This window comes from Paraglaciecola sp. L1A13, assembly GCF_009796745.1.
Lineage (GTDB): Bacteria > Pseudomonadota > Gammaproteobacteria > Enterobacterales > Alteromonadaceae > Paraglaciecola.
In genome coordinates, this window is record NZ_CP047024.1 from 2,550,448 (window position 1) to 2,568,551 (window position 18,104).

16 protein-coding genes and 2 pseudogenes are annotated in these 18,104 nt (G+C 41.7%); 6 read left to right on the forward strand and 12 right to left on the reverse strand.

The genetic code is table 11. The features are described from left to right. Positions 1 to 134: 134 nt before the first annotated feature. The 3 genes from GQR89_RS10570 to GQR89_RS10580 all read left to right on the forward strand — a co-directional run bounded on the left by GQR89_RS10570 (position 135) and on the right by GQR89_RS10580 (position 2,513). A complete protein-coding gene (locus tag GQR89_RS10570; RefSeq protein WP_233268939.1) occupies positions 135 to 1,322 on the forward strand; it encodes a nitrogen regulation protein NR(II) in 1,188 nt (395 codons plus the stop codon). Between the two features lie 10 nt (positions 1,323 to 1,332). Beyond that, complete coding sequence (locus tag GQR89_RS10575; RefSeq protein ID WP_158770014.1) at positions 1,333 to 1,971, forward strand: response regulator transcription factor; 639 nt, start codon at positions 1,333 to 1,335, stop codon at positions 1,969 to 1,971. Positions 1,972 to 2,096: 125 nt separating this feature from the next. After that, positions 2,097 to 2,513, forward strand: a complete 417-nt coding sequence (locus GQR89_RS10580) for a response regulator (protein WP_158770015.1) — start codon at positions 2,097 to 2,099, stop codon at positions 2,511 to 2,513. A 251-nt stretch (positions 2,514 to 2,764) separates the two neighbouring features. Here the strand turns inward: GQR89_RS10580 and GQR89_RS10585 are convergent, their stop codons facing one another. From GQR89_RS10585 to GQR89_RS10595, 3 genes are all read right to left on the reverse strand, one after another. Further along, positions 2,765 to 3,187 (reverse strand): universal stress protein, encoded by a 423-nt coding sequence (locus GQR89_RS10585; protein ID WP_158770016.1) that lies wholly within the window; start codon positions 3,185 to 3,187, stop codon positions 2,765 to 2,767. Positions 3,188 to 3,577: 390 nt separating this feature from the next. Then, positions 3,578 to 4,666 (reverse strand): rhomboid family intramembrane serine protease, encoded by a 1,089-nt coding sequence (locus GQR89_RS10590; RefSeq protein WP_158770017.1) that lies wholly within the window; start codon positions 4,664 to 4,666, stop codon positions 3,578 to 3,580. Positions 4,667 to 4,668: 2 nt separating this feature from the next. Then, positions 4,669 to 5,286 carry a hypothetical protein gene (locus GQR89_RS10595; RefSeq protein ID WP_158770018.1) on the reverse strand — a complete coding sequence of 206 codons (618 nt, stop codon included), beginning with the start codon at positions 5,284 to 5,286 and terminating at the stop codon, positions 4,669 to 4,671. A 224-nt stretch (positions 5,287 to 5,510) separates the two neighbouring features. Here GQR89_RS10595 and GQR89_RS10600 point away from each other — a divergent pair. After that, positions 5,511 to 6,582: pseudogene (locus GQR89_RS10600) on the forward strand (transposase). A 214-nt stretch (positions 6,583 to 6,796) separates the two neighbouring features. Next, positions 6,797 to 7,156 (forward strand): annotated as a pseudogene (locus GQR89_RS10605) (group II intron maturase-specific domain-containing protein); the annotation flags it as partial. An 87-nt stretch (positions 7,157 to 7,243) separates the two neighbouring features. Here the strand turns inward: GQR89_RS10605 and GQR89_RS10610 are convergent. From GQR89_RS10610 to GQR89_RS10620, 3 genes are all read right to left on the reverse strand, one after another. Further along, the gene (locus tag GQR89_RS10610) at positions 7,244 to 7,708 is read right to left on the reverse strand and encodes a hypothetical protein (RefSeq protein ID WP_158770019.1); all 465 of its coding nucleotides are present in this window, start codon (positions 7,706 to 7,708) and stop codon (positions 7,244 to 7,246) included. A gap of 104 nt (positions 7,709 to 7,812) precedes the next feature. Continuing rightward, positions 7,813 to 8,718: an AbiJ-NTD4 domain-containing protein gene (locus GQR89_RS10615; RefSeq protein ID WP_158770020.1), complete on the reverse strand. Its 906-nt coding sequence runs from the start codon at positions 8,716 to 8,718 to the stop codon at positions 7,813 to 7,815. 71 nt (positions 8,719 to 8,789) lie between these two features. Then, on the reverse strand, positions 8,790 to 9,104 hold the full coding sequence (locus tag GQR89_RS10620) for a hypothetical protein (protein WP_158770021.1): 315 nt from the start codon (positions 9,102 to 9,104) through the stop codon (positions 8,790 to 8,792). A gap of 366 nt (positions 9,105 to 9,470) precedes the next feature. Here GQR89_RS10620 and GQR89_RS10625 point away from each other — a divergent pair, with 366 nt between their 5' ends. Then, positions 9,471 to 10,430, forward strand: coding sequence for an integron integrase (locus GQR89_RS10625; RefSeq protein ID WP_158770022.1), 960 nt, complete (start codon positions 9,471 to 9,473; stop codon positions 10,428 to 10,430). Positions 10,431 to 10,796: 366 nt separating this feature from the next. Here the strand turns inward: GQR89_RS10625 and GQR89_RS10630 are convergent, their stop codons facing one another. The 6 genes from GQR89_RS10630 to GQR89_RS10650 form a co-directional block, all read right to left on the reverse strand. Next, positions 10,797 to 13,232, reverse strand: a complete 2,436-nt coding sequence (locus GQR89_RS10630) for an ABC transporter permease (protein ID WP_233268940.1) — start codon at positions 13,230 to 13,232, stop codon at positions 10,797 to 10,799. A gap of 82 nt (positions 13,233 to 13,314) precedes the next feature. Next, positions 13,315 to 13,998, reverse strand: coding sequence for an ABC transporter ATP-binding protein (locus GQR89_RS10635; RefSeq protein ID WP_233268941.1), 684 nt, complete (start codon positions 13,996 to 13,998; stop codon positions 13,315 to 13,317). A 557-nt stretch (positions 13,999 to 14,555) separates the two neighbouring features. Beyond that, positions 14,556 to 14,732 (reverse strand): hypothetical protein, encoded by a 177-nt coding sequence (locus tag GQR89_RS21330; RefSeq protein WP_199271312.1) that lies wholly within the window; start codon positions 14,730 to 14,732, stop codon positions 14,556 to 14,558. Between the two features lie 222 nt (positions 14,733 to 14,954). Continuing rightward, entirely contained in the window at positions 14,955 to 15,308 is a 354-nt protein-coding gene (locus tag GQR89_RS10640; RefSeq protein ID WP_158770024.1) for a cupredoxin domain-containing protein, read from the reverse strand. Between the two features lie 21 nt (positions 15,309 to 15,329). Further along, entirely contained in the window at positions 15,330 to 17,579 is a 2,250-nt protein-coding gene (locus GQR89_RS10645) for a heavy metal translocating P-type ATPase (RefSeq protein WP_158770025.1), read from the reverse strand. Next, entirely contained in the window at positions 17,569 to 18,000 is a 432-nt protein-coding gene (locus GQR89_RS10650) for a MerR family transcriptional regulator (protein ID WP_158770026.1), read from the reverse strand. The genes GQR89_RS10645 and GQR89_RS10650 overlap by 11 nt, the downstream gene beginning before the upstream one ends. Positions 18,001 to 18,104 lie beyond the last annotated feature (104 nt).

The following is an 18,104-nucleotide window of genomic DNA, read 5'->3' on the forward strand; positions in this document are numbered from 1 at the left end:
TACCTTTTATAAGGGAGTTAAATTCGATACTTTAAGTAACAAAACTTTTTATTCTTTCAATAATTTACCTATTAGGTGCCCGAATTTTATAGAATATCGCGGTAATGATAGCAATAACAACTTTTGGAGCTGCGTTGACTTTTCCCATCAAAAAAAGCATTCAAGCTAACCATACTCAAGAGGTAGTGGATGCCAATGCCCAGCTAAAAGCATTACTTAATGCAGCGGTCGATGCCATTATTATCATTGATCACCTTGGCTCTATCGAATTATTCAATGCTGCTGCACAAAGAATGTTTGGTTACCAATCATCGGAAGTGGTTGGCAATAATATAAGAATGCTTATGCCGGAACCTTATCGAAGGGAACATGACCAATATTTACGTAATTACATGGAAACGAACGATGCAAAAATAATAGGCACTGGGCGCGAAGTCAGAGCGTGTAAGAAAAACGGCGAAATTTTCCCTATCGAATTATCTGTTGGCGAAGTGATAGAGTCTAGTCACAAGCAATTTGTTGGTATTATTCGCGATATTTCAGAACAGGTCAAAGCGCGCTCAGACGCTATTGTCAATCGTGAGCGATTAGCCCACGTTACACGTCTTAGCACCATGGGGGAAATGGCCGCGGGTATCGCACATGAGATAAACCAACCTTTGTCTGCCATAAGCAGTTATGCCCAAGCCTGCAAAAATATGCTCGACCGTTCAGCGAATATTCCTAATACAAGCGCCCAACAACAAAAGTTAAGCGAAACCTTAGAGAAAATCAGCAGCCAAGCTCGTCGCGCTGGTGAAGTCATTCGTAGGTTACGGGGGTTCGTTAAAAAACGGAATGCGCAGCGTGAATATATTGACCTTAATGTGTTAGTTAAAGATACCATCGAACTTGCCAAAGTTGATACACGCTTACTGGATCACGGTATATCGTTGAGCCTAACAACATCTCCGTCCCCACTGTTACTTATTGATGAAATACAAATCCAGCAAGTGCTGTTTAACCTTATACGCAATGCAATAGACGCAATGGAAGACCAGCCCACTGAGCAGGTGAATATCCATTCTCAATGGGTTGATACACAATACATTGAAGTGTCGATAACAGACACCGGTTATGGCATATCAACAGAAAATCTTGAACGTCTATTTCACCCATTTTTTACCACCAAAGAAACTGGAATGGGGATGGGTTTACCCATTTGCCAATCAATTATACAATCTCATGGTGGTGAACTTAAACATCGAGCTGGTAAAGTAAAAGGCAGTGTATTTTCATTCACCCTGCCAGCGAAACCTATTGTTAATAATAAACAGGATTGAGATAGCGAATATGAAATGCCACGCCACGCCCGCAATGTTGAAGCAAGTTGTGCATATCATTGATGATGACGAAGCCGTATTGGACTCATTAAGCATGTTGCTTGATTCTGTGGGTATTGAAAATGCAATCTACTCAAATGCACAAACATTCTTAAATACTCATCAAGAGGAAACGATAAGAACGTTAGCTGGATGTATTGTGCTAGATGTGCGCATGCCAGGTATGAGCGGAATGGAGTGTCAGCAACAATTAGAAAAACTAAAGTGTTCCCTACCCGTTATTTTTGTCACCGGCCATGGCGACGTTCCCATGGCAGTAGAAGCCATGAAGAAAGGTGCAATTGAATTCATTCAAAAACCGTTTCGAGAACAGGAGTTACTCGATTGTATTCAACATGCACTGGAAATGAACAAAGCTGAACATGAACGCGCTTCTCGCTTATTAGATATTGATAAGCGCCGAGAGACGCTAACTAAACGTGAAAATGAAGTGATGCAAAGGGTCATCGCAGGACAAGCCAATAAGGTGATTGCCTGCGAATTAAATTTAAGTCAACGAACGATAGAAATTCATCGCTCAAATGTGATGGACAAAATGCAAGTTAACTCTCTTGCGGAATTGGTCACCTTGGCATTGATTAAAGAGTAATCAACTGTGCATGCAAGATGCACAGCATTGAGTTTTTATTGGTGTAATTTGATCTAGCGCAACTGTGTTTATGTATAAGGGTATATCTTTCAAGAGAACATTAATTATTCTTGTCGAACGCATCAATGCCCAGTAAAAATGCCAATTTTTCTAGCCAACCGGTCATATATATTGTTGACCACCACAAGAGTGCGCTTTTGGCATTGTCAGCGTTGCTCGCCCCTCTTAATGTGTCGATAAAATGTTTCACCAGTGCAGAACTCTTCTTAAACCATGAAATCAGCAGTGAAGCGGTTTGTTTGATACTCGAAGCGCACTTGAACGAGAAAAGAGAAAGCGGTATAGAATTATTGGAAGGCCTCGTTCAACAAGGCCAGCATATTCCAACCATTGTACTGGCCAGTTCCAGTGACATTCCTACCGCAGTACGTGCTATGCGCGCCAGCGCTATAGATTTTATCGAGAAACCTTACATTGAACATTTATTAGTGCAAAAGGTTACAGAAATCGTACACCAATCTACCTTAACCAAAATGAATTAGTCATCCATTCTTGCGTTTATAAGGCACAAACGATTAAATTAATTAATCCACAGGCGTTAAAGAAAAACACAAATAGTGAGATATCCAGACAACATTTATATTTGCTTTCGGTATTTGGCAGGAGTTGCAGTAATGGGTATAAACATTATATAGAAAGTGGCGCACATGCTTAATTTGAATTAAACATGTGCCGAGCAGAGCTTAATTATTTGTCACTCATGATATTTTAAACGGTTGATAAATTCAGCTGGTTAGACTTTAACTGCTAACACATCACATTTAACGCCGTGTAGCACGCCATTTGCGGTTGAGCCTAACAATAACTTAAGCCCACTTTGACCATGAGTACCGATAACAATTAGATCAGCGTTAATTTTTTCTGCATAACGATGAATTTCATCAGCGGGCGCACCGACTGAAACATGGGTATTTTCTTCAGGTACCCCAGATGTAACAGCAATTTCCTTTAGGCGAGCTTCTGATTGTCCTTGGATATTAAGTAATTCGTCATTCTCAAAGTTAATACCATAGGGTTCGAAGTACAATTGAGTAAACGAGACATATAGTAAATTCAAATCAGATGGATCGCTTGCCATTGCTAAAGCCTTGTTTAATACAAGGTTTCCTGAGCTATTAATATCCAACGCGACAAGTATTTTTTTATAACCATGCATAACTTTTCTCCCTAGATACTGGTTTTAATCGTTGTCAAAATTGACAAGCGACTGAATAACTATATTAAAGCGCATTATTGAAAAAAGCGCTTGATCTGCATCAACGAACTAAGTTTATTTAGGGTCTAACGTATACAAAATGTTATTAAAAGGATTAACGCCAACGTCATAAAATTACTGATAAGGATAGATGAGGTATAAACAAAATAAGAGGTGTCCACATTTGGTCCGACACTTTGAGTTTATAGATTTAGACTTGCTACGACAGAGTGCTATGAGCGAAAACCGGGCACAAAGAAAATAGTCTGGTAGTGTGGACGTAGGTCAGTTTTAGATTCCGAGCGGACGTTAGCCAACAACCTAATTAAAGGCTGTTGGCATTCAATAAGGTTAGCGCTTCACTTTTACTTCTTGACTATTAAGCACAGCCAACAGCGGGTTAGCACCAAGCACTTGCTTTTTAAAAGCCACCCCGATAGCGATGCCTGCAATAAACCCACCGATATGAGCCCAATAAGCTACGCCACCTTCGCTATCATCAGACAAATAAAGGCCTAGAATATTGATAAGCAGCCAAAGTCCAAAAAATATCGTTGGGCTAACTTTTTTCTGATAAACAATAATCATCACCGTTAAACTTGCATGCCTAAACCATAATAGGTACATACCAAACAAACCGGCAATAGCTCCACTAGCCCCTACCACAGGAATAAATGAGCTTGTATTAGCTAGAGTTTGAGCAGCAACAGCAGCCAAACCGCACAAAGTATAATAAAAGATAAATTTACCGTGTCCGAGAGCGTCTTCTAAATTGTCACCTATGATATACAAGAAATACATGTTTCCTAATAGATGCATTACCCCTGCATGCATAAACATGTGCGAAATTAATGTCCATAGCTGCTGTCCATGACTGACTTGGTCAGGATGTAAAGCAAAGTTATCAAAAGCATAAGAGTCGTCAATAACCCCAAAAGTATAACTAACAAAGAAGAGTAGATTTAAAAAAACTAAAGAATACATAGCCCAAGGCGTTTGTTTGGGCTTTAAGTTGTATTCCACTGGCATTTGGGACAAAATTTGAAATAACCATGTACGCTTTTGAGTAGGCTTGTCTAATTCTAATAAGGCTTTTGCTATTGCAGGAGAATGGGTCACTTTTTCCAATTCATCTTTGTCTAACCACACACCACTGCAGCTAGGACAGGCATCAACTTCAACTTCAAACCCCGACATCAGATAATATCGAAATAGCTTGGTATCACAAACATGACAATGCCGTTCTGATGCGCCAAGCATTTCCCCCAAAGCCTCTTCTAAAACAACTTTCGAATGACCATTATCAGCCACAGATAAAGCATCGTTTAGTTCACCGGCCTCTAGCCAGATACCATTACAGTCTTGGCATTGCTCAACTTCCTGTTGATGGAATACATGCTTATCCATTGAAGAGCTTACACAATTAGGACATTTTTCCATGGCTATGCTCCTTCACTATCCGTCAAAGGGCTAACATCAATACCAGCTTCAACTAATTCATGGTGTAGCTGAGTATAATGACGAATAAGATCACTCAGAGCGCCATCAGTTACTTTTTTATTGAGCGCTAACAACAAACTCGAACCATGCTTAGGCCCAAATTGATTACCTTCCATTTTTTTAATAATCAGCGCAACTTCAGAATTATATCGACGGATTGCAGAGAGAATGTCGCTTGGGGTTTCTAATGCGTTTGGAGAATACTTCATACTTTCCCAAACAAAATCGCTGACAACGGGACGATTAGCCTTTATGTCATAAATAGGTTTGTTTTGAAGCAGGTCTGCATAGGCATTCAGGGCGATGATATTATCATCGAGCTCATCTGCCAAAGCGTGTTGTAGATAATAGTTTTTTTCTTTGCTATTTAAATTTTCAAACAATAATGCTTGCGACAAACCTTCTTGTGCGGCTAAATAAACGCCCACCACGGTCGCAATAACCATAAATATTTGTCCGACCCAAAATCCAGTTTTAACTAAGTCAGAATTATCCAATTTTATGACTGGTTGTTGCCTTTTGATGTTTGGTGCGGGGGATTTGGGTGTTGCAGAGTCCATCTCTTCTCACTTCTGTTATATGCTGTTTAGGTAATATTACTTCGAGGGTTATTTCCACGAAATGATATCATAAACGCATGATTTATCGATGAATCACTATGCAAATTAAGGGATTAGATAATATCGCCGCGGTATAAAAAGATAGACACCCATATTAAAAATGGTGAATTTTGAGGGCTGAACTAGACTTGATGTGTATCTCATTTTTATCAGGTAGATGGATTATGCCTCAACCTCGAAAAAGCCAAATTAGTTTAATCGATACCCCTTATTTTATTCACAACATCCATGTCGTTCACTTCTTCGAAGCCAGCTAAAGCTGTTCAAATTTTATTCCCGATAAATTTGTCATTGTGTTTCCCGGTGTGTGCGACGTTCTTTCTTGTGTGGTACGGCAGCCGCGCTGTTGATAAGTATTCTGGCCAGAGCTACGAGCATCGCCGTGGTTGGGTAGAAGAACGTTTACTGTTTTTATCTACGGTATTTTCCATCGACATTTGTGCCTATGCCGTCATGAATAATCACACGCATGTGGTGCTATGTGTGGATAAAGCGTTGGCTGATAATTGGGATAGCGATGAAGTGTTGAGGCGCTACCACAAGCTACACAGAGGCACATTGCTGACCCAGAAGTTTATGAACGGCGATACGCTGAGCCAAGGAGAGCTAATCACCTTTGATGAGACCGTTGAAACCTATCGGCAACGTTTGTACGACATAAGCTGGTTTATGCGTGACTTGAATGAGCATATTGCTCGCGAAGCCAATAAAGAGGACGGCTGTACCGGTCGTTTCTGGGAAGGACGATTTAAGTCGCAAGCACTACTAGATGAAAGTGCTGTGCTAGCGTGCATGGCGTATGTGGATTTAAACCCTATCCGTGCCAAAATAGAAAAAACACCCGAAACGTCAAAATACACAAGTATAAACAAGCGAATTCATGCTGCTAAAAATCAACAGTCACAACCAAGTGTTTTAATGCCCTTTGTAGGGAATTCTCGTGAAGAAATGCCCAAAGGTATCGCGTATTCGCTCAAAGACTATTGTGAGCTTGTCGATACCACTGGCCGATGTATAAGGGACGATAAAGCCGGTCATAACGATAATACCCAAAACCCTATCCTACAAAGATTAGGATTAGACTCTGCTCAGTGGTTAACCTTAACCACTGAGTTCGAGAAACACTTCTGCTACGCTGCGGGCGCAGAGCAAATGATGAATGCATTTAAACGCCACACCCATCATCAACGGCTGCGAGGAATGACCAAAGCGAAAGAATTGTTAAAGCACGCCTAAATCAATTCCGAACATTACATATCATGCATATCTTGTAGCCTACTCCCTCGCCTGCGATTTCACCTTACGCTAATTTTCTCCTTCAACGCTCAATATTTCAGTAAAAATGTTCAATCTACCGAGCCAAAATCATTCTAATTATTTCAGGGTAGTTCCATCTTGAATATGGGTGAAATTATTATCTAAATAATTACAATGGGTGTCTTTGTAATATAACTGGGGCGTGTCGATGCACTACCAACTCTTTAAAATCAGCCAATATTTACGTGGCTGGATTAACTACTTTGGTATTGCCAACAGCTATCAACAATGCGTGGATTTAGATCATTGGATCAGGCGCAGAGTCAGAATGGCTTATTGGCGGCAGTGGCGTAAGCCACGTACCAAAGTAAGGAATTTAATGAGATTAGGTGTGCGAGTACAAGCAGCAGTTGCCTGTGGCATCACCAGCAAAGGACCATGGCGCAGTGCGAAATCCCCTGGGATCAATCAGGCTTTGTCACTTGATTACTTAAAATCCGAAGGGCTTTATTCGTTACGTGATGGTTGGATTGCGCTTCACTATCCTAAGTGAAACGCCCTGTGCGGAGCCGCATGCAGGGTGTTGTGGGGGCTGGAGGTTAGAGACCTCCGGCTACCCGATTATAAGGCATTTTCAGTCTCATGGCTCTAATACTTCATTTCCTAGCTGTTGAACAATAGAGTGTATTTTTTCATAACTTCCGCTAGTCAATTCAAGACATTTATTATTCAAGTTATTAGTACAAATAAAATAACCATAGAAATCAAATCCAACCAATTTTGAAAGAACTACTGTGTGAGTTAAATCACCAATTTTTTTAGAATTCTGTGATACAAATTTCATGTCCGACTCATCAGGCATTTCCTTCAACCTCTGTTTCAGTTCAGCAATCGATAGATTTGATTTAGCTTGGAAACCTATGCTGATGCCATCAGAGTATTCTTCATTTTCATTTCTACAGCTAAAATTGAAGCTTTTATCATCTCTGTAATAAAATGTGCAGTTTTCCGGAAGATCAATTTCGTTTTCAAATATCCAAATTTTCGTATTCGAATGCGCACTAAAGGAGAAAAAAATTAGTACTGCTAAAAAAATATACTTCATTTAATCATGCCTTATAACGCCTCATTCAGAGGCAAATAATTGTTGGTTAAAATAGCGACGCAGGAGCAAAAGCCAACTGTTATGTCTCCTGCTGAAATGACTTGTTAGGCCAACCCTTTCGATACTAATAAAATAAAGCTAAATAGCCTATGAAATATATAGTCAATTTGCCCACTTGTTTGTATTTCTACTTGCCCAACTTCACTGTGTCGAATATGGAATTTATTACCTATTGTGGTTAATTTCTTTGCCTCTTCATCTAATAATTCTCTGAAGTTTTCTTCAGATGCACATTTGTCCAAAAGAAGCGTTGCAGAAACTTTCTTACTTTCAGGTTTTAACACTGTTTTTATTCGTTCCCATGCATCCCACAACCGTTCCAAACTCTCACGACGAATAACTTCATCAGGACTAAGAAATTTATCGCGTGATTCTTCGAGCATTCGATTTAAAGTAGAATCTGGAGTTGTAAATCGAGCGGTATTTAAAGCATCAGACAAGACTTCAGGAGCTAACCTAATAATATTACCAGTGTCTTTTAACTCATAAGAAATGCGATTCCGTGAAAATATTCGATTAACTCTATTTCTAAATTCTTCTTTGCCTTCGTCGCAATCAAAACTCAAATGGTAATGATTGAAAAAACTATGATGAGATCCTTGTATAGGCTTTGCTACATGCTCATGACAAAATTGAATAAGATCTAATACTGAAAGGTAATTAGGTGAGTATGGTTTTTTCTCAGAAAAATAACTTTCACCAATTGTTTCTTCAGTAACAAAAGGATACTCGATATCAGGAACTTCAGCACGTAGCGATAATTTAAAAGCTTCTTCATTTGTAGCATAAACGCCCTGGCCATCTGGACACTCTTCTGGAAAATATTTCCCAAAAGCCCCCGATGCTATCAATCCATTTACTATGGAGACAATCCCTCCCCAAACATTAGGAGGAATTATTTCAACATCTCTAGGCTGAGCACCATTTATTTGATCGCTATAATATTCCATATACCCTCGTGGTGGCCTAACGCTTCGAATATGCGGCGCGCGCTGTTTGCGCGTCGGCCATGATTTGTTTGTTAGGCATCTTGCATCTCAAATTTTTTCTTTGTATTTTCAAAAAGGATGAAACCAATAATTGTACCTGCGGGGAAAAATGGCATTAGCAAAAAACCGCAAATTCTTGAAGCTACCCGTCCATATTCAGATTGAAGCTTGCATCCATATGCGATTGAAAAGTGAAGTAATGGAAAGAATATATTTACCAATGGTAAGTAAAACTTTCCTGCTTCCGTAATACTATCACCCGCAAAAAAATTGGGTATACCAAAGAGGAAAAAGCTCAGAAAACCGAGAAATATATGCCATTTTGTTAGAGTTTTGAAATTTGCCAATGGTTAACCTAGATGCCTAACGCTTATTATCGAGCATGTCGTATATGTAACTTCTCGATTTGGTTGTTGTTTTCGTCATTTTAAGTTCTTACCTTCTGATTTTATTCAGTATTTTTTACTATCGTGCGAGTAAAACCACTCGGAGTTGCAAAAGCAAAAGGAGACCTCGCTTTAACGAGACTTTTCTACTTCCTATTAAAAACGATGTGAAAAATATTTTCCATAGTTAAATTAATAACTTAGCATATTTTTGAAAAACAAAACGAGACCTGAGAAATTTACATAATAGGAAGCAATCTTGACATCTTTTAAGAACATGCATTATACCTGTATATAAATACAGTGTATTTTGCAGGAGATAATATTATGTCCAAGTCACCTTTTATAGAATCTATTCGAGTTATTTTACGAACCAAAAGGTATAGCATAAAAACGGAAAAGGCCTACCTCCATTGGATTCGACGATTTATTTATTTCAACGGCAAACGTCATCCTAAAGATATGGGAGAACTAGAAGTTGAACAGTTTTTGTCACATCTTGCTATAGCGTTAAAAGTTTCCCCAACCACTCAAAATCAAGCCTTGTGTGCCGTGATTTTTATGTATCGTCATGTCCTTAATATGGACTTGACCAACATGTGCTTTAAATTCGCTAAGACACCTGTCCGTGTTCCTGAAGTATTAAGTCATAATGATGCGATTGCCGTAATCGATAAATTACGAGGGGTTCATCATACTATTGGCACACTAATGTATGGCGCGGGATTCCGTATATCTGAGGTGTTGAAGTTGCGCGTAAAAGATTTTGATTTTGAACGAAACACTATTTTTATTTTTCGCTCAAAAGGCCAAAAAGACCGTGTAACAATGTTTCCAGAATTGGCTAAGCCCCAGATTACTAGACAAATTCAAAAAGTGGAGTGTATTCATCAAAAGGACATTGATGAAGGGTATGGGCTGTCATCACTACCACCTGCTCTAATTCGTAAATACGGGAAAGCTGCTACGAACTTATCTTGGCAATATATATTTCCTTCAACTACACGATGTGTTCACCCTTACGATGGTTATGTATGCCGTCATCACCTTCATCAAACTGGGTTTCGCAAGGCATTAAAAAAAGCAGTTCAAGAAACAGGAATTTTAAAACGGGTTACATCACATACGTTTCGACATAGTTTCGCAACACGATTGCTCGAAACAGGGCATGACATTAGAGTAGTACAAGAATTACTGGGGCATGATGATGTGAAAACTACACAAATTTATACCCACGTTTTGGGTAAGCATAAATCTGGTGCAATAAGTCCGATGGATGCGAGTTGAAATATCAAAGGAAGTAGCAGACTTTTTCAGCCACTCTCTTAAAGTGTCCGCTAGCGCTTTTTCTATCGTAATACCTCAAGAAAATCCAATGTCTACTGTTGGCACTTTCACTCTTGAACCAATCATTACCAACGGCGGGATTGAGTGATCTTCTAACAACCCCACAACAAGATTTCGACTGGGGGCAATGTGTACCTGTATAGCGTTTTTTTTGATTTACCTGATAAAATCTATACCTAACGCTATCAAATCCAAACTTTATCATCCATGGACCTGCTCTAACAGTCAGAATAATGACCCTAAACCCAACAAAGTCAGGCCCTGTTGTATAATCAGGTATACATTTATCCTTCTTTTACTCCGTGATTAAGGCGCCCCCTCTTTTAATAACTGAGCAGGCTGTATCTTCAACTTCTGAAACAAATACAATGCCCCCAAACCAAAAACAATGGCTGACGAAATAAGTGCCACCGCAGCGCCTAGCCAATACACATCAAACATAAACACTTTTAACCTAAACTGCAGCACAAGCGCCGCGATTGTGAGTCCTAAGGCAATCGAAAATGCACTCACCACAAGCGCTAAAAGGGTGTATTCAATAGCAATAGCTTTGCGGATATAGGATATTCGAGCGCCAATGCAGTATAAAATAATCGCATGGTAGCTCTGCTTGGTTCTGCCTGCCGCCATGACGCTGGCAAGCACCATTAAGCTGACCAGTAAGCTAATTGACGATATCATGCTTAGACCGCTTGTGCCCTTGCTGAGCAAGTCGTTGGCCGATGCTATCAAGTCTTTGGTGCGCACAGTGATAATATTCGGATAATTGCGAGCAAGCACGGTTTGTAAGGCTAGCGCCTCTTGATCATCCATGTACACCGTGCCAACGTGTGCGCTAATAAAGTCGTCTAAAGCCCCATCTGATAAAATCGCCTCAAACCAAAAACGTGTTTGTATACCTTGCTGGCTATAAATGCCTGTGAGCAGGCCGCTTCGCTCCACGCCCACTAGGGTGAATTTTACGTGATCGCCAGGTTTAAGCTGCATCTGCTCAGCTTCACGGTCTTCCATGATGAAGGCAAAATCGACACCCTCATCGTCAGGCACAAAGTTTTCGCCCCAAATGGCGCCTTCCACTATTTTTATACCGTCGATGTTGCCTGACAGATAACTTAATTTTTGTTCGTCGCGCGCCATGTCTTGCCAGTCTATATCAAGGTTGACGAGGTCACGGATAGGCGTGTCATTAATCGCTGAAACCCTGCCGCGTACTATCGGCGACAGTGAGAGTTTACTGACTGAGCCAAAGTTTTGTGTTGCTTTTGTGATGGCTTCTTTTTGATTTGACAACACGTCGTAAAGTACCAGTGCTGGTGATTCTTCTGGAATGGTGTTTTCTACTAATCGAAGCAGTGACACCACAATTACCGTGCATGCTACTAGCAAGGTAAGCGCGGTGCCTAAAGAAAGTAGAGTAATGCGCAGCGGCGTGCCTGGACGATGCATATTGGCTAAAGCTAAACGAGTGGCAGCATGTTTAGCTAACCACACGCGCTGCTCCATATTGCGAGACAGCCAACGCAACGTGTGCACAACGCCTTCAAAAAACACCAAGCATACTATTACCGTGGCAAGAAAGGCCAAACCAAATAAAACGTTTGGAATAGCAAGCAGTACAAGTGCACCAAGCAAGCCTACAAATAGGTAACTGGCAATGCGCCAGCTTGGCGAAATCACATCACCACGTAAGTCACTTGCTCTGAATAAATGTGCTACATCTACCTGCAAGGCTCTGCCTAAGGCGGGAAGCGCGAAAGTGAAAGCTGTCACAATACCAAAACACCACGCGGCTAGAGCAGCGAGCAATATGTCACTTGTTTGCAAAGCAAGGGGCAGGTCTTGGGCCAAAATTTGACTACCGATAGACGCGAGTGCTGCGCCCAATATGAGGCCAACTAGACCAGATGCGGCGGCTAAAATGGCTATTTGCACCACAAATACTTGGCCGATGCGGCTGTCTCGTAAGCCGCAGGCTTTCAGTGTGGCGATGGTTTCACGCTTACTCTGTAGATAGACTGAAATGCTATTAAATACCCCTAAGCCACCAATAAACAAAGTACTAAAGGCAACAATAAGTAAGCCTGATGCGACTTGCGATAAACGCTCAGCTATTCGTTGGTTGCGGTCTTCAAAGGTTTGTATCTCCCAGTCGGTATTAGGGAATTGGGCGATAAAATTACTTTCCCATGTTTGTATGTCTTGTGTGGTGCGTATTCGGTATTCGTACTCCACGCGACTGCCGGGGCTAATTAAGCCCGTCGCATCCATGGCGTCTTCTGACATCAAAACTGGCGCACCTCGCCAATTGGCGCTGAGTCTCCGGTCGGGTTGCTCTATTACAATGGCACGAATGGTAAGTGCTAATTCACCAATGTACACCGTATCGCCAACGCTCAGCTGTGAGCGCTCAGCTAAAATAGGATCGATTGCCACACCCCATTGGCCATTAGTGCTTTCTAAAGCGGTTGCGAGGGTTTGCCCAGGGGATAATTTGAGTTCGCCATAAAGGGGGTAAGCGCTGTCGGTACTGAGTAATTGGACTAGAGCAAAATCGTCGCTTTCGGTGCTCATCATAGTGTCGAGTTCGCGGGTAAGTGAAATGTCTCCGGTGTCTGCAATCCACTTAAGCACTTCAGTATCAAGGGCCTCACTTGATTCAACTTCAACGTCACCACCCATCAGTACCCGGGTGTCAGACAGCAGCACACGATCGAGCATTTGGTAAAGGCTTGCTGCCGCCATGACCAAACACACTCCGAACATCAAGCAAGCGCAAAAGAGCCAAAGGCGTTTTAAACTTTGTACCAAGTCTCGCCAGGCAAATTTAAGCTGAAAGTTCACGATTTTCCTCTACCCGAAGTTTGCCAGATTCTAGCCAAAATAGTCTTTTACAGCGCTGCGCTAAGCGCATGTCGTGGGTGACTAACACTAGGGTTGAGTTTGATTGTGCGTGCAGGCCAAATAATAGGTCGGCCACTGTTTTTCCGGTTTTTTCGTCTAGGTTGCCTGTGGGTTCGTCGGCTAAAATTAATCTAGGTCCATGCACTAGAGCACGGGCAATTGCCACACGCTGCTGCTCGCCCCCCGACAATTGTTGAGGATAATGATGAGTTCTATGCCCAAGGCCAACGCGCTCGAGCATACTTTGTGCCTGTTTGGTGGCGTCTGATTTGCCAGCGATATCGAGAGGAAGCGCGGCATTCGCCAATGCGGTTAAACTATCAATCAAATGAAAAGACTGAAACACGATGCCCATATTGTCCCGCCTAAAGTCGGCAAGTTCGTCGGGCGTGAGCTGTGACAATGTTTGCTTGTCGAGACTAATTTGGCCTTGTGATGGGTGCTCTAATGCTGCTAAGAGTTGCAGTAAGGTAGTTTTGCCAGAGCCAGACGGCCCCACAATGGCAACTGTGTCGCCAGACTCCATACTAAAGTTCAAATTATCAAGCACACGAAGCGGTGCATCTTCTTGCCCGTACTCCATCGTTAAATTAGAAACCTGAATCAACTGACTCTCCTGCTGGCGTTATGTTTTAGTTTATATATTCACTCGCACGGGTCTAAATACCCACTTTTACCCGAGCGCCTTATTTAACAACAGCTTAGTTTATGCCTAAACTAAAAAATCGCATCAGCAGTATTAACACAGCCATTACTTGGTTCAAATAGTCTTTTTCCGTATGTATTTTATGTAAATCTGCAACCTTATCTTGTGCCTCTAAGCTTACCATTATTTTACTTGAACTCATTTTTAGGAGCATGCGCAAAAACCTCCCCGCAGTCTGAACAGCCTATTACGACTAAAATAGATGAGCTGCCAGCACAAGAGAGTTTTTTGATAATATTTTTGAAAAACACGGCGGCGCTGATTGTTTGCTTTGTAGCTGAAATATCTTAATTTCGCACTGCCTATGAATGACGGCTCTTGGCGCAGAGGCGTCTAACAGATGTGGTTAAGCAATGGGTGTGATGGGGTTTTGACTAATTCACTTATAGCCAGTGACTAGCCAGAAACGCCCGCCTTATTCACTCAGTCAACTATTTGAATAGCTCAATATAGGTTTTTTAATGAGAATATGATCTCACGTGTTCATCATTGTCCCATTTTGCTTTTTTGACGCCATGGCGAGGCTTATGCAAAGACTTGCAGGTGCGATTAATTTTTCGAAATGAACCATCCACGTAGTTTTCGATTGCTTCGATATCCCCGCGAAGATTATATCTATCTTGAAATGTTTTCATGTTGACTCTCCTTACGATTAACATCTATAAACGGATGGCCTCTGTTTACTGAGGCTAACCTAGGTAGAGCAAGGCATGTGCCACTTTCTTGTTAGCAAAGAAAACCTCTATCCCTTGTTATTAAAGAGATAGAGGTTATGTAATATTGCTCAACTAAGTAGGTTTAATAGGCAGTGGGAACTTTCGTCATAACGGTGAAATAATTACACACTAAATATGACATCAAATAGCGATTAATTTGCCTTTGTACATTTGCATTTGACAGTGAAAGTTATACTCGCCTTTTTTAAGGGTGGGTAAAATCACCCTATTGTCTTTGCCCATTTTCAGTTCTTTGCTGATATCTAGCTCAGGAAATATGACCATTTCAGCACATGGCGCAGCGTCAATGCGTTCGAACCGCAATTGTACTTCTTTACCTGCTTTGACTTGAATATTACTCGGTTGATACACACCGTCATTGACGATGATATCCACTTGATTGTCGCTAAATTCGACTTGCTTTGGCTTGTATAACCAAAACCACCATACAATAGCAACAATAAGCACGGCACCTAATATGTTGATTAAAAGCATATTCTGACTCCTTATAAGTGATTAGTGGTTTTGTGGTTTAAATAAACGTAAGCGATTAGCATTACTGACCACCGTTAAGGAAGACATTGCCATTGCAGCGCCAGCCACAATAGGGTTGAGCAAAATGCCGAAAAATGGATAAAGCACCCCCGCCGCGATCGGTATACCTGCCACGTTGTATACAAATGCCCCCACTAAGTTTTGTTTAATATTGCGTATAGTCGCTTGACTGATCGCCAGAGCGTCCGCTAAACCATGCAACGAACCTCGCATTAACGTAACATCAGCGCTTTCAATCGCTACATCCGTGCCTGTCCCAATGGCGAAGCCGACATCGGCCTGTGCAAGTGCTGGCGCATCGTTAATTCCATCGCCCGTCATACCCACCACTTCGCCGCGGTCTTGGCGCTTAAGCACCTCATCAAGCTTATCTTGGGGTAATACTTGCGCGATATAATCGTCAATGCCCACACGTTTAGCCACGGCTTTCGCAGTGGCTTCGTTGTCACCTGTTAGCATGACTAAATGAACACCTTTTTTCTGCAAGCGTTTAATTGCTGCAATTGAATCTGATTTGATTGGATCAGCTACCGCAACCATTGCACTGAACGTATCTCCAAGAGCAAAATACATAGGTGTTTTTGCATCACCCGCCAATGCTTGTGCTTTATCGCTTGCTTCACTCACGTCAATATCGAACTGTTGCATAAGAGCTGCATTGCCAAATAGCAGACGCTGGTTATTAAACATTCCCTTTACGCCCTTCCCTGTAATAGCATCGAACTCACTTACTTGACTAATACTATAAGCCTGTTCTTTGGCATAATTTACAATAGACTCTGCTAGCGGATGTTCAGAACCGTTTTCAAGACTCGCAATCAACGGTATAATTTTGTCTTCAGTTTGCTGGTTGTACATCAGCACATCAGTTACTTTAGGCTGTCCTTGGGTGATAGTGCCTGTTTTATCGAGGATCATAGTGGTGATTTTAGATGCTGTTTGTAACGCTTCGCCATTACGGATCAAAATACCAGCTTCGGCTGCTTTACCGATACCGACCATAACAGACATGGGCGTCGCTAAACCCAGTGCACATGGGCAAGCAATGATGAGTACTGTCGTCACAGCGGCAATTGCATAGGCTATCGATGGCTGTGGCCCAAAGTTAAGCCAAGCCAATCCAGCAAGCACTGCTAAAATCATAACGATGGGTACAAAGTAACCGGATATCACATCGGCTAAACGACCAATGGAAGGTTTAGAGTTTTGCGCTCGTTTCACCATATTAATGATGTGCGACAATGTCGTATCTTTGCCTACATGAGTCGCCCTAAATAACATACTGCCAGTTTTGTTAAGACTGCCAGCCACCACCTTGTCACCCACTTTTTTGCTCACTGGCATCGGCTCGCCCGTTAACATTGATTCATCGACGGTACTTTTTCCCTCGGTTATTTCGCCATCAACGGGGAGCTTTTCACCGGGGCGGACGCGGATCATATCGTCAAGTTGCACCTGCTCGATATCAATATCTAATTCTTGACCATCTCTAATAACTCGAGCTGTTTTAGCTTGCAGCCCTATTAAGCGTTTTATGGCCTCAGAGGTGCGTCCTCGGGCTTTAACTTCAAAGGCAAGACCTAAATTGATTAAGCCAATAATCATAGCTGAAGCTTCAAAATATACGTGCCTGGCTACTTCTGGCAACATATTGGGGGCAATAAGTACTATCATTGAATAGGCCCATGCGGTGCCGGTCCCCAAGGCAATTAACGTGTCCATATTGGCTGAGTGATTTTTAAATGACTGCCATGCCCCTACATAAAAATGCTTCCCTGAAGCTACCATTACGCCAAGCGTAACCAGACCAACAATAAGCCACACAATACGTTGTGTGGATGAGTTAACACTCATATCACCGATAAACAGGCCATATAACATAAGCGGTACGCCCAGACCCAACGCCATATACACATTACGCATTAACTTTTTGTAATGGGCTTCGTCAGCTTGCGCTTTTTCATCTAATGCATCTTGTTCAGATTCATTGCTCATGAGTTTGGCGTCATAACCAATATTTTGTACGGTCTTGATAAGTGTACTGCTGTCAACTTTGCCATCGACACTGACGATGCGTTGGGCGAAATTCATTTCTACCAGTTCTACACCTGGCACATCATTTAAGGCTTTTTCGATTTTACTGACGCAACTAGCACAGCTAGCACCTTCGATAATAAAATTTTGATTTGTGGTGCTATTATTACGACTCATAATTGACCTCCTCGGAGTTAGGGTCTACGAACGTTTCGATTAAACTGCAGACCTGTTCTGCGCTTGCACCGTTGGGTTTTGCATCCCACTGTTTTAATGCTAATTGCATACGGTTTCGCAACTTTAATGTCTCTTGAAAAAGGACTTCTGTTTCCGCTAAACGCTGAGCAATTAATTCTCGGGTTAGTGGACAGGGGCAATGTCCTTGCTCAGACTCGTTAATGATGTTTTGTATATCTTTGACGGAGAAACCTAATTGACGCGCACTTAATATAAAGCGCAATCGCTTCTGATCCGCAGGACTATATTGATGATAGCCATTGCTGCCACTGCTATTTGGCGTTAACAATTTAACGCGTGTGTAGTACCTCACAGTATCCGTTGTGACGTCCATTAATTCGGCGAGTTGTTTTACATACATAGTGCAGCACTCCTCAAACGTTCTGTTTCTTAAAGCAAATTATCAAACTATGAGCATGATGTTAAACCTATGTGTCGCTCACAGGTCAAGCTTTCCATCAGTTT

Excerpts from the sequence above, each read along its gene's own strand:
- GQR89_RS10595 (WP_158770018.1), bottom strand. The coding sequence starts at position 5,286 with ATGGACTCTGCAACACCCAAATCCCCCGCACCAAACATCAAAAGGCAA.
- GQR89_RS10645 (WP_158770025.1), bottom strand. The coding sequence starts at position 17,579 with ATGAGTCGTAATAATAGCACCACAAATCAAAATTTTATTATCGAAGGT.
- GQR89_RS10580 (WP_158770015.1), top strand. The coding sequence starts at position 2,097 with ATGCCCAGTAAAAATGCCAATTTTTCTAGCCAACCGGTCATATATATT.
- GQR89_RS10630 (WP_233268940.1), bottom strand. The coding sequence starts at position 13,232 with ATGGCGGCAGCAAGCCTTTACCAAATGCTCGATCGTGTGCTGCTGTCT.
- GQR89_RS10575 (WP_158770014.1), top strand. The coding sequence starts at position 1,333 with ATGAAATGCCACGCCACGCCCGCAATGTTGAAGCAAGTTGTGCATATC.
- GQR89_RS10625 (WP_158770022.1), top strand. The coding sequence starts at position 9,471 with ATGTCCAAGTCACCTTTTATAGAATCTATTCGAGTTATTTTACGAACC.
- GQR89_RS10650 (WP_158770026.1), bottom strand. The coding sequence starts at position 18,000 with ATGTATGTAAAACAACTCGCCGAATTAATGGACGTCACAACGGATACT.
- GQR89_RS10640 (WP_158770024.1), bottom strand. The coding sequence starts at position 15,308 with ATGCTTTTAATCAACATATTAGGTGCCGTGCTTATTGTTGCTATTGTA.
- GQR89_RS10615 (WP_158770020.1), bottom strand. The coding sequence starts at position 8,718 with ATGGAATATTATAGCGATCAAATAAATGGTGCTCAGCCTAGAGATGTT.
- GQR89_RS10610 (WP_158770019.1), bottom strand. The coding sequence starts at position 7,708 with ATGAAGTATATTTTTTTAGCAGTACTAATTTTTTTCTCCTTTAGTGCG.
- GQR89_RS21330 (WP_199271312.1), bottom strand. The coding sequence starts at position 14,732 with ATGAAAACATTTCAAGATAGATATAATCTTCGCGGGGATATCGAAGCA.
- GQR89_RS10590 (WP_158770017.1), bottom strand. The coding sequence starts at position 4,666 with ATGGAAAAATGTCCTAATTGTGTAAGCTCTTCAATGGATAAGCATGTA.
- GQR89_RS10585 (WP_158770016.1), bottom strand. The coding sequence starts at position 3,187 with ATGCATGGTTATAAAAAAATACTTGTCGCGTTGGATATTAATAGCTCA.